This window comes from Elusimicrobiota bacterium (assembly GCA_016180815.1).
Classification (GTDB): Bacteria; Elusimicrobiota; Elusimicrobia; order JACQPE01; family JACQPE01; genus JACPAN01.
Genome location: JACPAN010000008.1, coordinates 70,307 through 84,805 on the forward strand (window position 1 = coordinate 70,307; position 14,499 = coordinate 84,805).

At 55.4% G+C, this 14,499-nt stretch carries 6 protein-coding genes; all 6 read left to right on the forward strand.

Going from position 1 to position 14,499, the window contains the following annotated elements:
• The first annotated feature begins 67 nt into the window (after positions 1-67).
• The 6 genes from HYT79_03865 to HYT79_03890 all read left to right on the forward strand — a co-directional run bounded on the left by HYT79_03865 (position 68) and on the right by HYT79_03890 (position 14,499).
• Entirely contained in the window at positions 68-6,436 is a 6,369-nt protein-coding gene (locus HYT79_03865; protein MBI2069716.1) for a hypothetical protein, read from the forward strand.
• A gap of 178 nt (positions 6,437-6,614) precedes the next feature.
• On the forward strand, positions 6,615-9,776 hold the full coding sequence (locus tag HYT79_03870) for a tetratricopeptide repeat protein (protein ID MBI2069717.1): 3,162 nt from the start codon (positions 6,615-6,617) through the stop codon (positions 9,774-9,776).
• Positions 9,773-12,922 (forward strand): OmpA family protein, encoded by a 3,150-nt coding sequence (locus tag HYT79_03875; protein ID MBI2069718.1) that lies wholly within the window; start codon positions 9,773-9,775, stop codon positions 12,920-12,922. The genes HYT79_03870 and HYT79_03875 overlap by 4 nt, the downstream gene beginning before the upstream one ends.
• Positions 12,922-13,533, forward strand: a complete 612-nt coding sequence (locus tag HYT79_03880) for a MotA/TolQ/ExbB proton channel family protein (GenBank protein ID MBI2069719.1) — start codon at positions 12,922-12,924, stop codon at positions 13,531-13,533. The genes HYT79_03875 and HYT79_03880 overlap by 1 nt, the downstream gene beginning before the upstream one ends.
• A gap of 14 nt (positions 13,534-13,547) precedes the next feature.
• Complete coding sequence (locus HYT79_03885; GenBank protein ID MBI2069720.1) at positions 13,548-14,102, forward strand: methyl-accepting chemotaxis protein; 555 nt, start codon at positions 13,548-13,550, stop codon at positions 14,100-14,102.
• Positions 14,095-14,499 carry a response regulator transcription factor gene (locus tag HYT79_03890; GenBank protein ID MBI2069721.1) on the forward strand — a complete coding sequence of 135 codons (405 nt, stop codon included), beginning with the start codon at positions 14,095-14,097 and terminating at the stop codon, positions 14,497-14,499. The genes HYT79_03885 and HYT79_03890 overlap by 8 nt, the downstream gene beginning before the upstream one ends.

A 14,499-nucleotide genomic window follows, 5' to 3' on the forward strand; every position in this document is an offset into this window, starting at 1 on the left:
ATTAGAGCTGGCGGCTCTAACGCATTCCTGTTACGCTAGAAGCGTAGGCCATCAGCGTCATTGATCTATGTTGTTTTTATTGGTCTCTATTTTTTTTGGGGTTGTTCAGGCCGCTGAAGAACCATCAGGCATCAGGCCTTCTCTGCCGGACGGCTACACCTCCTATTACGATTATTTCCAGGCCAATAAGGATCGCTTCCCTGAGTATTATCAAGAGCTTCTTGATCGCGCTCCGCGCGTACGCTTCGATGAATATATGCGCAATGCGGCTCCCGGATTGCGTTCCGAAAATTTTCGCGGCTCCGGGCGCACGCTGGATGATTTGGTTGATTTCGACGAAGCCGTTTATTTGCTTGATGAAGCGGCGGGCTGGGCTGTTTTAGAAGACGGCTCCAATCATGACGGGAGAACTCCGCGCGGGGGCGATAGGACCGCACCGCGCGATCCTGAGGGAACGCAAGCAGCTCCTCGGCGCGGCGATGAAGCTCCGTCGTTGCGCGGCGAGCACGACGACGCAGCTCACGCCGCCCATGGTTTTGCGCCGGGCTCATCGCTGGCTTCAAAAATAGAACCCGGATCAACGGCCGCTAAATTAAAAGGCAAGGCTCCTTCGGCTGCTCCACCGTCCGATCTTTCCAAGGCTTTCGACGGCCGCCGCAACACAGCCGCAGATATTTCAGGCGCGGCTTTGATGGGTCCCGAAGAAATGGCTTTATCCGGCATTTGGCGGCATCTAAGCGGGCGCTGGAACGCGATTGCGCCGCAACTGAACGATCAGGAGCGCCGGGCGTTCGATCGGTGGTCATCCCTTGATCCTTATTTAATGGCCGCGGCGCTCGCCGGCTGTCTATCCGAGGATGAATCGCCCAAGAAAAGCCTGGGATTGATTCAGAAGAAGAATGACCGGGAACTGGCTCAGATTGCCCGCTGCGCTTTAACCACCTTGGAAAAAAATAAAGCAGCCTTGGGTAGGCTGGCCGATAACGGCCCCGACAAGGCGACGATGGCCGCCCAGCGCGCCGCAGGGCGGCGCGCTCTTTATACGCCGGTGGCTGTGGCGCAGCAGCGAGGGGCGGCGGGCGTTTCTTCGGGAGAATTGCCGGCGTCAGGAGTTGAATCCGCCTTGACCGGCCTTGCGGAATCCCCCATCCCCAGGCCGCTTAAACGATACGCCTTATCCGCTTTGGCCGCTGAAAACCGCCGGCTGGCGCGGCAAAACATGACGGAACTTGCCGATCAGGCGAACCGTTTATTGACCAGGCTTAAGGAGGAATCCGCTAAAAATCCGCGCGCCAGGCGAACCATTGACGGCTTGCTGAAAGATTTGGAAAAAATCCGGACCCTGAGCGATCCTCAGAAAAAATTTCAAGAACAACAGGCTTGGATCGCGCGGGCGCGCAAACAGCTGGAGCAAGGCGACACCGGGTTTGCGGCCCAAGGCCGGGAACTGATGCGCCGGTTGGAGAAAAATGAGAAAGCCTATCACCAGGCGCTCAAACGTTTGCTGAGCCTTGATTCTTACCGTGAACTCGCTTCAAAGAATCCGGAAATGCCGAATTATTTGGTTTTTTATCTTGAAGACCCGTCAAAGTTGTCCGGTTTTTCCAATTTGAAACCAAGGGAGCGTGAAACCGCCAAAGCGGCGATGGAGGCTTTGAAAACCAACGGCGGCGCCCGGCGTTTATTGGAGCAATTGAGCGGCGCTTTCGGCGAATTCAGGAAGGCGGGGATTGAGTTTGAGGCTTTTTTTGAGGCCAATAGCGATTTGACCGGTTTTTATTTGCTGTTTGAACGCTATCGAACGGCCCAGCGACGCTACCTTCAAAACGTTTTATTGGCCGGCGGCCCTGCGGATCGAAATAAGGATGAATGGATTTATTTAGGCGATGACGGCCTGGAGCGGGTGCGTTTGGGGCGCCGCTACGGAGCGTTCGGCGTCGAACTTCGGTCCGCGACCGGCTACACGCGTTTTCTTTCCGCGGACGGGCGCATTGTGGCCGCTCCCCAGAAGGATGAGCAGGGCTGGCATGCGGTTGTCCGGCGTTTTGACCGTTGGGGGTATTTGCGAGCAGAAAGCATTCCCGAGCGGGGCATTAAACGCACGTTCGGCTATGACCGCCGAGGGTTGCTGGCCGAAAAACGAGAAACAAATCCTGAGGGCGCCAGTCATTCGATTTTTGAGCGCAACCGCCGGGGACGCATCGAGCTTGAAGCGCGCCAGGATTTCGACGTCAATGGGCAGTTCGCCGCGCAACTGGAGCTGGATCACCGCAACAACAAAGGCGTCAACGCGCGGTTCGCTCCTTATCGGGGCATGCGCATGGAAGTCAGCCATTTTGATTCAAAGACGGGCGCCGAGTCCCGCCGGTATTTGATTACGCAAGAGGGCGCCATTTGGGAAGGGCGCTGGATCGCCGCCGGCGGGGACGTGGTGCCGGTGGCCGTTGATGAACTCAAACCCGACGGAACCATGAGCCGCATCGCCACGCGTTTCAACAAAAACGGCTCGACCCAGGAAATTGAGAGTCAAAAACCCGACGGCGCCGAGACCCGGTCCATTATTGAGCGTGATAACAACGGCGCCCTTTTATCCGAACATTCCAGGCGCTATGACAAGGCCGGGCGGCTGCTTGACGAGCAGGAAGTGGATTTCCGGCATAAGGAAGTCATCCGGGCTGCCTGGGGACCGGGCAAGGTTTTCCGAGTGGACGTGATCCGGCGCGGCTTTGACGGCAACATCGTGCGCCAATACACGGTTGACGGCGCAGGACGGGCCTTGGTTCCGTTGGGCCAAGGCCTGAAGGGTTATGTCAGTTATGGCAGCGCCCTGGATTACGATCGCCAAGGCGATACGGCCGGGCGGCTTGGGCTTAACGTTGATTTGGAGAATTTGATTAAGCTGCGCGATCAACCCGGCAAACTCAAAGATGAAAGCCTGCGCGTGGCCCAAGCCGTTGTTGCCGCTTCAAAAATGCCTGATCCGGAAAAATACGCCCCCATGCTTGCCGACTGGCTTTATGACCAGACGACTTTGCCTGATCCTGACCGTTTGCGTCTTGAGATTGATTATGGGCGAGGCAGCGTTCAGAGCATCGGGTTCCCGATTAAATTGTTCGAGACTCAAATCGACGCCAACGGCGTTGAGTGGCGCAACTTGCGCGTGGCGCGTTTTGAGCAGGGTACGCCTTGGGGAGGAGGTTTCTTTAAGCCGAAATCTCAACAAATAACGCTTTCCGTATTGGAGCCGTTGAAATTCGACAAAAACGGCAAGCCGGAGAATCAAGCCGGGCTCAAGCGCGCTTTCGAATATACCGCAGACGGCAGCAAGCGCGTCCATGAAGGAGGCTCGACGCATGAATCGAGCTTTTGGACCGGAGGAGAGGCCACGGATTATATGGCCTTGCGGGAAAAAGTCCGGGGAACCGATGGGCGATGGCAAGACAGCGGACGCTTCGAAATCGTCCACATAAGAACCAGGGAAACGCACGGTTCTTTTTGGGGCGAATATGCGAAGAATTTGGCCGAGCTGCCCGTTGTCGAACAATTTGTCGATGCCGCCTCCTGGGTCAGCAAGAGCGCTTTTCATGGATTGAGCGCGGACATGCAATGGACGATGTGCGATCCAGCGGCGCGGGACAATGATTATTGCTTTGCGTCTTTAGCCGCCGCCTACCGGGCGCCGGTTTATCGCGCCATTCATGATGATCAGTGGTTTATCGATCAGATCAACGCCAATAAAAACATTAAGAATGTCCTTGATATTGAGGTCAAGAAGAAACGCCTGGAATCCCTCCGTGAAGAAGGTTTTACTGAGGAGACCATGGGATTCGCCGCTTACAGGGCCTTTATCAATGAGCAAGAGTCGCGCCCGGTCACCGATAAGGAACGACTGGCTGTTTTATCCGGGCTTTATTCCCCCCAGCATTATGTCGAGTTGGGCTCTCAAGTAGATGGTTTTGAGGGCGGGCTGATTAAAAGCATCGGGGTTTTCGGAATCGTCGGGGAACAAGCGGCGGACTTTGCGGTCATGATGGCCCCATTGAAAGGGCTCGGCATGCTGAGCCGGGCCAAGCCTTTATGGGGCGCTTCGGAATCAGCGGCTCTGCGCTGGGCGGGCCAAGCAATCCCAAAGGCGGCTTCGGTGACCGAGCTTGCCATCGCCGCCCCTCTTGCCGGCATGGGCGCAGCAGGTTCCGTCGATAATGCCGTGACCCTGGGCAAGGCGATTCAACGCCATGATACGGCGGCGGCCTGGGGGGCGGGCGTGGGCATGGCTTTCGATGCCCTGACGTCGGGAACCGCGGCTAAAATCGCGCGCCGGGCCGTCTCAAAGTTTCATCGGAAAGAACCTGCGCCGCTGCCGGAAACGGTTGAAGTTCCACGGCATGAGGAAGTCAAACCGGACCAATCGCCTGATCCGGCCGATCAATTTAAAGAAAACTATGAAAATTACCGCAAAGAGTTGCTGGATTCATCCAAAATCGGATCATCGTCCGGTTTTTACATAAATCCCGACGGTTCGGCATGGATTCAATATTTTCCCGGAAAGCCTCAAACGTCCTTATTGCAGGGGATTAAATTCCATGTCAGCGCTTCCCCGGAAAACGCTCTTGCCGTCGGCCGCGCCATCGGCGCTTACCTGAGAACCGAAGGCATTCTGCATAAATTTCCGGACCCTAAAATTTTATCCACAATTTTCGGCAAAGAAGGCACTCAACGGGGTAAATTCATCACCGTGTATCCCGATTCCCCAGCCCATGCCCAAAAACTTATGGCCGAGATCGACCGAATTCTTGTGGAGCGCGGCCTGACCAACGGCGATGAGTCGATCCTGCCCCCTGATTTTCACTACGGAAAATCCGGATTGTTGACCTGGAGAATCGGCCAGATCAGCGGCGAGCCTAATGTTCCCGGAGCCGCGCATGTTTACGATACGAACGGCGCCAAGATTTCAGGGAGGGTCCGCGATCATTACCTTCGCGACCGCGAGGGCCGCGTGATTCTCGACGGCGAAGGCCGGCCCGTCAAGGACAGCCGCGCGGATCCGATGGCCAACCTGCAGGCCATGCTGAAAGCCGGATATTTCAATCCTGACGAACTTCGTTTGATTTTTAATGAGCTTGGCGCCAGCAGCGCGTTGCTACCGAAAGCCTCGGGAGCGGATTTTGATCCTGGTTTGCGTCAGCAGTTGGAAAAAATGCCGCCGGACTGTTTCCGTGCGAATTTCGTTGATCTTTTTAAGGGCCGCCATGAGCATCTGTTGGAAATCGCCGTCCAAAATCCCGATCTGCGTCTGGCCGTTGTCAGAGACGTTCTTGGCGAATCTCATTCGGCGATCGATCTGAGGGTGCGCGGCGGAACAAAGACCACCACCGAATCGAGCGACAGGCATGAACCTGCCTCCATCGAACTGAGGATTATCGACGACAGCGACCCGGTCGCCCAACAGGCCGAAACTGCCGACGGGGGATTGGTTTGGGTTAAAGATTTATCCGGAAAAAAGATACCCATAGAACAAGAGATCGTCCCCACTCAGGCGGCCCATGAAGCGGCGAAAGGTTTGAGCGTGATCGAGGTGCCTTGGGCCAGGGAGCATCTGGTCGGCGGTGAACCCAGATTAATTTTGGAGCATTTGCCGCGCAAGTCCGGAGCTAAAAGTGAATTTTTGGCGAATTATAACAGCAAGAAACGCAAGTGGGAGACTCCCGATATCAAGATGACCGGCCATGAGTGGCAGGCTTTTAGGCGGGAGTACGACCGGTTGCTGGATCGAGGCGTGGTCCATGGGGACCTGATTCAAAATTTATTGGTTTGGAGGGAGAACGGGAAGTTGAAAATCGGGCTTATCGACTGGGAAAAAGGCTGGACCAGGGAAAAAAATCCCGACGAATTTGAAAAAACGAAAACCAAGGATATGAAGACCCTGGATGAGCTGGAACAAGATTTTTTCCCCGTTCAATCGACCGGCGGCCACGGTTCCCAAAAGACGGCCGGAGTCATCGATGAATCCCGGCGCGTTTTGCTGCCGTCGGAGCAACCCTTGGCCCAATACCTTAAAGATCAGGGCCATCACATCGCGACGATTGCCGAAGGAACGGGGCCCGGCCGTTTTGCCGACGTTCTTTTAGACGGCGAACCTGCCGAATTAAAGCAACTGGCTTCCGGCGCCGTTTCCACAACGGTTCGTAATGCGGTGCGCCGATCCCTTGACCGGGGCGCTCAGGCGCCCGGCATCGTCATCGACGCCCGCAAGAGCGGGTTAGACAAGGAAGAGGCGGTCAGAGGCTGCGCGCGCGTGGCCGGGTATTTGGCGTTTCGCGTTCGACAAGGCCATCCTCCTCGCTTAGACAGGCTTAGGATTGTCGGCGACGATTACGATTTGACGGCGGATTTCGCTTCCTCCGCGCCTAATTTTTCCGCAGCCTGCCCTCGCTGATTCGCCGGTTTTTCCATAAAAACCGATTTTAAACCGTTAAAAACGCCCTAAAAACAGCTAGAACGGCCCAATTCCCCTTCCATAGAAGGGAGAATATTGGGTGTTGATTTTTAATTTGGCGCGCCTCATAATTTAATGGTTCACACAACTTGAGTCCGGCATCGATTCTGGGGAGGGTATGGAGAGATTATCGTTCGCGCTCGTTTTATTTTTATTCGGCCTTTCTCCCTGCCTGCACGCCAAAGAACCGCTCAATGAAGACGAAGCGTTCGAAGCGGCCGGCCGTCTCTACCAGGATGCGCGCCAGGATAAATTAGGCGCCATCGAAGCCTTCAAAAGATTCGCCGATGAATTTCCCTCAAGCCGCCGCGGTGCCGACGCTCATTTTTTAATCGGAGAATCCCATTTTGAGCGTGCTCAGCGCGCTTTGGAAAGCGATCCCGCCTTCATCCGTGACGGCCTGGCTGCCAAGATTCCCTCAGGCGCCTTGCGCGAGATGGAGCAGGCGGAAAAAGCCTATCGCAGCGCCCTCAAAAAAGCCGATGACCAGGGATTAAAAAGTTCGGTCATGTACCGTTTGGGCGAGATCGCCTACAACCGGCGCGATTGGAAGGAAGCGGTCAAGGCGTTCGCTTCCATCGAATCGTCATGGCCGAAAAGCTATTTGCTGCCGGAGAGTTTGCTGGGGTTGGCCTACGGGCATTTGATGCTCGATGATTTCACCAAAGCTGAGGAAAGCATGGCCCGGCTCACCCGGAATTTTCCCCAGCATTTGAAAAATCCGCAAGCCCAATTCGTTCAAGGCGTGCTGGCCTTAAGAAAAGGCGATTATGCCCAAGCCGACAAGCTGTTGGAGCCGTTGCCCGCGCCCGAGGCGCGATTCTACCTGGCGAAAACTTACCTGAACTCCGGCAAGGCGCTGTTGGCCGCCACGATTCTTAATCGCCTGCTCAAGGAAGAGATCGCTTCGGATTTGAAAGAGGCCGCGGCCTTTTTCATCGGGGACGCTTTTTTTCTTTCCAAGGATTATGACGGCGCCATCGTCAAATATAAAGACTTGCTGAGGCTTCATCCCTTTTCCAAATACAAGGTCGCGGCGCTGTACCGCATCGGCAGCGCTTACTTTCAGAAAAAAGAATATGGCCAGGCCAGGCTTTCTTTCTCCGCCATGATCGCCCAGAGCCCGCGCGATTTTTACGCGCCCCTGGCCCAATTTTTTATCGGCGAGTCGCATCTGGTGATGAATCAAATGCGCGAGGCCTTGTTTGCCTACGGCAAAGTGGTCACCGGGTACAAGGACGCCCCAATTCATCCGTTGGCCCAATATCGTTTGGCCTGGGCTCAACAGGAGGTCGGCGATCACGCCCAGGCCGTGGAAACGCTCAAGAGTTTTGTCGGCGCCAATCCGGGTCATGATCTGGCTATGAACGCTTACTTGATCATGGGCAACAGCCTGGCGCGCATGAAAAAGCATGAGGAAGCCATGATGGCCTGGCAGAGAGTCGTTGATCAGGCGTCCGGAACCGAGGTCGCGGAACAGGCCTTATTTTTGACGCTTAAACTTCATGATGAGGCCAAAAATTACGGACAAATCCTCACCTCGTATCAATACATTTTCCGCCACCTTCCTCCCTCGCAGTCGAAATGGCGCAGCTTGACGTATGTGATCGGCGCCGAGGCGTACCTGGCGCAGAGTAAAATCGAGGAAGCCCAGGGGATTTACGAGATGATCCTCAAGGTTTATCCCAAAGAGGAGGCCGCGTTTTACGCCCAGGACGGCCTGGCTTGGTGCCTGACCCTTTCGGGCCGCCATGAAGACGCGGTCAAGGCCAGGGAACGCTTGAGGGAAATGATGTCCGTGGCTTCCTCCACGTTTTCCTTCGCGCCGTTTAATGATTTGGGTTTGGCGGACAGTCTCTATAACCAGAAGGCTTATGAAGACGCGTATCAGTTGTACGATAAATTCAGCCGCGAGCATCCTGAATCTCAGGCTGCGGAAGTCGCCTTATACCGGGCCGGGCTGTCCCTTTATCGCATGAGGTATTACAGCCAAGCCGTGGAAGTCTGGCAGAAACTTTGGGAACGGCCCGCATCACCCATCGTTGAGCGGGCCCTGCATCAGGCCGCGGACACGCTGTTTCGCGGCGGGCGCTACCCTGAAGCCGTAGCCGCCTATAAGAAAATTATCGAACGCTACCCCTCCGGCAGCCAGTTGGCTCTGGCGCATTTGAGGCTGGCCCAGGCCGCTTTCCAGACGGGCAAGGACGCGGATGCGCTCAAGGAAGCCCAGTTCATCTTGATTCATTTGACGAAGGCGCCGGAAACAGTGGATGCGCTGGATTTGGCTGAAGCGGTTTTTGATCGCAGCCCTGCTCATGATTTCGGCGCTTTTTTCAGGTTGATTATCGAAGCGAACCCCAAGGGCCCGGTGGCTGCTGAAGCGCAGTTTCGCTGGGCGAGCCGGCTTTTTGAGCGCAAGGATTTCGAGGCTGCGGCCAAAGGTTTTCAAACGTTCAGCGTGGAATATACCGACCACCAATCGTTGCCCAAAGCCCAACTTTTACTGGGCGAGTCTCAGTTTAATTTGAAGAAATACCTTGAGGCGGCCGGCGCTTACGAGCGTTACACCGCTAATTACCCGGATGAAGATCAGGTCCCGCTGGCGTTGTTTCGATTGGGCAGCGCGCAGTACAGCCTTCAGAATTTCGAAGCCGCGGCCGGCGCTTATCAGAGATTGGCCAATGATTTTTCCAATTCCGAGTACGCCAAAACCGCGCAGTTTAATTTGGCCCTGGCCTATAAGGCTTTAGGGCGTTCCGAGGAGGCCCAAGTCGCTTATCAAAAATATGCGGAGGGCGCGACCTCCGTGGAAGACGGCACGGCCGCTCTTTGGGAGTTGTTCGGTTTGCAAAAAGAACAGAAGGATTACGCCAATGCCTTGAAAACCTTGGAAAAAATTCGCTCGCAGGCCGCTTCAAACGTTGAGGCTGTTTTTGAATCCGCCTACTACACAGGCGAGATGCATTCGTTTTTGGGCCAGCAGCAGCAGGCTCGTTTGGCCTGGGAGCAAGCCGCGTCCATGAAACCCTCGGGCCACGCTTACCGGCTGCAGTCGTTAGCCAAGCTGGCGGAAATTTATGAAGGCGGCGCCGAGTGGGCTAAGGCTGCGGCCGCTTATGATGACTTGGCGAAAAATGCACCCGTCGCAGGCGTGGCCGCAGCCGCGCGCGAGCGGGCCCAGGCCATGAGAAAAGCCGGCTCAGCTGGAAAGGCGCCAACAACGCCCTTGACCAGAAACGGCGGTGAGTCACAATCCAAAGGGGCATCCGGAGGACCATGATGGCTGTCTCAAATTTCAAATTTCAAATTTCAAATCTATCCAATTTGTGGGCGTTTATTATTTGTTTGACGGTTTCTTTCGCCCGGGCTCAAACCGAGACGGCGCAGGTTTTTTTCTCCCCCAACAGCGACGGCATCATCGATTCCGCGGTTTTCCGGTTGTCCGTGTCGAATGCGTCCAATATCGCGGAATGGGTTTTCGTGGTGACGGATAACTCCGGCCGGGAGATCAAGCGTTTTACAGGCAAGGGCGCGCCGCCGTCAGGCCTTGATTGGAACGGCAAGGACGAGCACAATCAATTGATTCCCGACGGCACCTACCATTACCGGCTGTCCGTGGTCACGTTGGCCGGCAACAAGGTGGAAATGCCGCCGCAGGAGTTAGTCTGCGACCGGCAAACGCCCACCGCGCAAGCCGGCGTCGAACCCGCGTTGTTTTCTCCGGAAGAGGGCAGCGCCAAACCCACGGCCCATTTTATGATGGACGCTTATGACGCCAACGGCATTCATAGCTGGATTTTAAAAATCGTCAACGCGCAAACCGGCTCAGCCGTCAAGTCTTTTTATGGGAAAGGGCAGCCGATGCCCAAAGCCGAGTGGGACGGACGCTCGGATGCGTATGATCCGGCGCCGGACGGCGAATACTCATTCACCTTCGCGGTCCGCGACCGCGCGGGGAACACCACGATCACCAGCCCTAAAACAGTCACTATCGATCGGGCCGAACCCATGACCTCCGTTGAGGCCGAGCCGCCGGTTTTTTCCCCCAACGCGGACGGGGTTCAAGACATCGTCACGTTTGAAATCAAACCACCGCCCGTCATCAAAAAGCAGATCGAAAACTGGTCATTGTCGGTCAAGGATATGAAGGGCCGAGCCCTTAAAATGTTTGAGGGTTTGGGTGAGCCGCCGCGCGCCATCAGTTGGGACGGCAAGGACGCCGCCGGAAAAATAGCCGCGGACGGTATTTATGCCTACAGTTTTCTCACCGTGGATCAAGCCGGAAACAGGGGCTTCGCCTTGCCTAAAAATTTGGTTTTGGATACGACCCCGCCTCAGGCGACGATCGATCTCAAGCCCTTGCTGTTATCGCCCAACGGCGACGGTTTCGGCGACAACGGCACTTATCATATGGAAGTTGTCGAAGCCAACGGCATCAGGTCTTATGCCTTGGAAATCAAAGACGATGTCGGCACGTTAAAGAAAGCGTTCCGCGGAGAGGAAACCCCGGCCAAGCAGCTTCAATGGGCCGGCCAGGATTCTTCCGATAAAACCCTGGTGGACGGCAAGTATTCCTATACCTTGACGTTGGCGGACAGGGCCGGCAATAAAACGACGGTGGAGCCTAAAGAACTGCAAATCGACGTGACGCCGCCGGTCGTCGATTGGATGGTTGATCCAAGATTGATCTCTCCAAATGGGGATCAACAAGAGGCCCATATGCGGATTTCGGTTCACGACGCCTCGGAGATCGAACAATGGCGGCTTGAAATCAAAGACGCCGCCTCCAAAGTCGTGCGTCGTTATACGGGCCAGGGCGCTTATCTTGACCCCATCGCCTGGGAAGGGCGCGACGAATCAAAAAACATGGTTCCGGACGGCGTTTACAACGCTTTTTTTTGGGTCCGGGACAAAGCGAATAATGCAGTTTTGACATCGGCCCAGCAAATCGTTGTCGGCGCCCAAATTCCGGAAATTACCGTTACGGCCGCCCTGAACAATTTTTCCCCTAACGCCGACGGGGTTAAAGATACCGCGGCGTTCGCTCTGAAGTCGCGTTCCTTCAACAAAATTAAGCAATGGGCCCTGGCGTTCACGGACGGCGGCCAGACCCTGATCAGGGAATTTCAAGGCTTGGGCGCGCCTCCGGCCGAGATTATTTGGTCCGGGGAGCGCGACGATAAAACGCCGTCGCCGGACGGGTTTTATCGCTACGTTTATCGCGTGACGGACGAGGCCGGCAATAGAAATCAGACGCAGCCCCAAAACATTCAAATCGACACCCTGCGGCCGGAAATCGACGATCGGGCCGTTCCCGCGCTTTTTTCGCCCAATGCCGACGGCATTTTAGACGACATGATTTTTAAGTTGTCTTATCGTGATCAAAGCGCGGCTAGGGAATGGTCCATCACCATCAAAAATGAGGGCAATAAAGTCGTGCGCGTTTTATCCGGACAAGGCGCCTTGCCTCAGGATGTGCGCTGGGACGGCCGCTCGGACGCGCAGAAGGCCGTTCCGGACGGACCCTACACATTCGTTTTAACGGCCGAGGATGCGGTGGGCAACCGTTCCGCCACGTTGGATCAAATTATTCGTCTGGATACCACGCCGCCGCAGTTGACGATTGCGGCGGAACCCACGCTGTTTTCCCCAAAATCCTCAAGCGACAAAGACCGCACGGTTTTTAACATGACGGTCCAGGATGCTTCGGATTTGACCCGGTGGTCGCTTAAATTTGTGGACGCGAAGAACAACGAGGCGCATGAAATCAAAGGAGACGGACGTCCGCCCGTGGAAATCGTTTGGGAGGGTGTCAATCACAAGAACGACGTTTTAGCCGACGGGTCGTACAAGGTGTATCTGGTGGTTAGAGACGAGGTCGGCAATGAGGGTAAAAGCCAGCCCGCGACCGTGACCATCGACACCTCCAAACCCGTGGTTGCGGTGGTGACGCATGAAGAAATGGTGCCCAGTCTAGTGCCGGAGGTTCAGTCGGTGGAGGGCAGCCGAGGGATCGTCATCAATTTGGCGGCCGAGGTTCTTTTTGAAACCGGCAAGGCGCAGATTCGTCCGGAAGCCTTCCCCATGCTCGACGAGGCCGCGGGCGTGATCAAAAAGTACCCCAAACGCCATGTTTTGGTCGAGGGCCATACGGATAATGTGCCGATCCGCAACGAAGAGTTTCCGAACAATCAAACGCTTTCCGAAGGACGGGCCAAGGCTGTGGTGGATTATTTCGTCCGCTACAAGCAAATCGCCGCCGCCCGCCTGACGCCCAAAGGCCACGGCGACAGCCGCCCGGTCGCCGACAATGAAAATCCCGAAAATCGCCAGAAAAATCGCCGCGTTGAAATCATTATCGAGAGAGAGAAGCCGCAGGCTTCTTCTTCCCCGGCAGATAATTCCAAAAAGCGAGGTGAGCCGTAATGACCGATATTAATTACCTTGAGATTCTCAGGAGCAGCTTCACGCTGGTCATTCTTATTTTTTGTTCCATCCTTTCCATTACGTTTGCGGTCGAGCGGTGGCTATTTTTTAGAAAAATCGATCCCAACCCCGGCCCTTTTTTGGCCAAGGTTAAGCAATTGATGGAGGAAGGGCGCTTTAAGGAGGTGCTTGAGGTTTGCGAAAAAACGACCGGGCCCGTGTCTGCGCTGGTGAAAACAGCGGTCACGAACCGGCAGAAAGAAGAGGCGGAGATGGACCGGCTCTTGGGCGCCGCGCGTCTTGACGAGCGTTTGAAAATGGAGCGGTTTTTGGCGATTTTAGGCACGCTGGGGAACACCGCGCCCTTTATCGGGTTGTTCGGAACCGTGGTGGGCATTATTAAGGCGTTCCGCGATTTGGCGTTGGCGGGCGCCGGCGGCCCGGCCATTGTGGCCAAAGGCATTGCCGAGGCCTTGGTGGCCACGGCCGCGGGTCTGGCGGTCGCGATTCCGGCCGTCATCATTTATAACTACTTCACGAAACGAGTGAAAGCCGTTTCATCGGTCATGGAAGCCGCTTCATTGAGGATCACCACTTACCTTAAGCCTTAACGGAGGAGGTCGCAGTGACGAAGCTTATCGAGAGACTGCGCGGGTTGTACGTGGACCCGGAACTACAGTTTCGCTTTGTCATTTTTTTGGTTGTGTTGATCATGGTTGAAAGCGTTTTTGTGGGCCGGGGATTGGTGGCCTTGGTGTTTATGGCGCGGGATTGGCGGCGGCCCGATTTGTTGTTTGACTTTTTTTTGTCTCTTCTTTGGCTCTTGGCGCCGCTGTTGGCCGTGAACGTCGGCTTGGGGCTTTATTGGTCGGCGCGCATCGCCAGGCCGTTGAAAGCCTTGGATAAGGGATTAAAAGATTTGCGTGAAGGGCATTTCAGCCCCATCGAGGATTTGCGCCCCAGGGACGCGCTCAAGGATTTGAGCCAGAATTTTAATGAGACCGTCGGCCGGCTGAAATACCTGTTGACGCGCGACCGGCGTCTAGTTTTGGAAGCCCTAGCGGATTTAGATCAGGCTCAAGCCGCCAAGCCCGGAGACCGGGAAAAATTCCTGCTTCAGGCCAAGAGCAAGCTGTCCATCGTGAACGCTCACTTCCACAAGGATGGGTCCAATGGCTAAACGCGTATTGGTTATTGACGATGACGATGATTTGAGGGAAGTTCTGGTGGATTGGCTGGAAATTAAAGGTTTTACTCCGGAAAAAGCCAGAAACGCCAAGGAAGCTCAGGAGTTTTTGGGCCGTTCCGTGCCTGATCTGATTTTGCTCGATATCATGATGCCGGATATGAACGGCATCGAACTTTGCCGGTGGATCAGGTCTCAACCTAAGCTTAAAGACGTCCCCATTCTGCAGATGAGCGCCTTGGCGGACGAAACGACGATGAAGGACGCTTTGGAAATGGGGGCCATGGACTATATCACCAAACCCATCGATTTTAAAACGATGATTTCCAAAATCCAAGCTGCTTTAAGCCGCATGGAGCGCCGCTCGGAGGGCGACGGGGAAGGTTTCTGA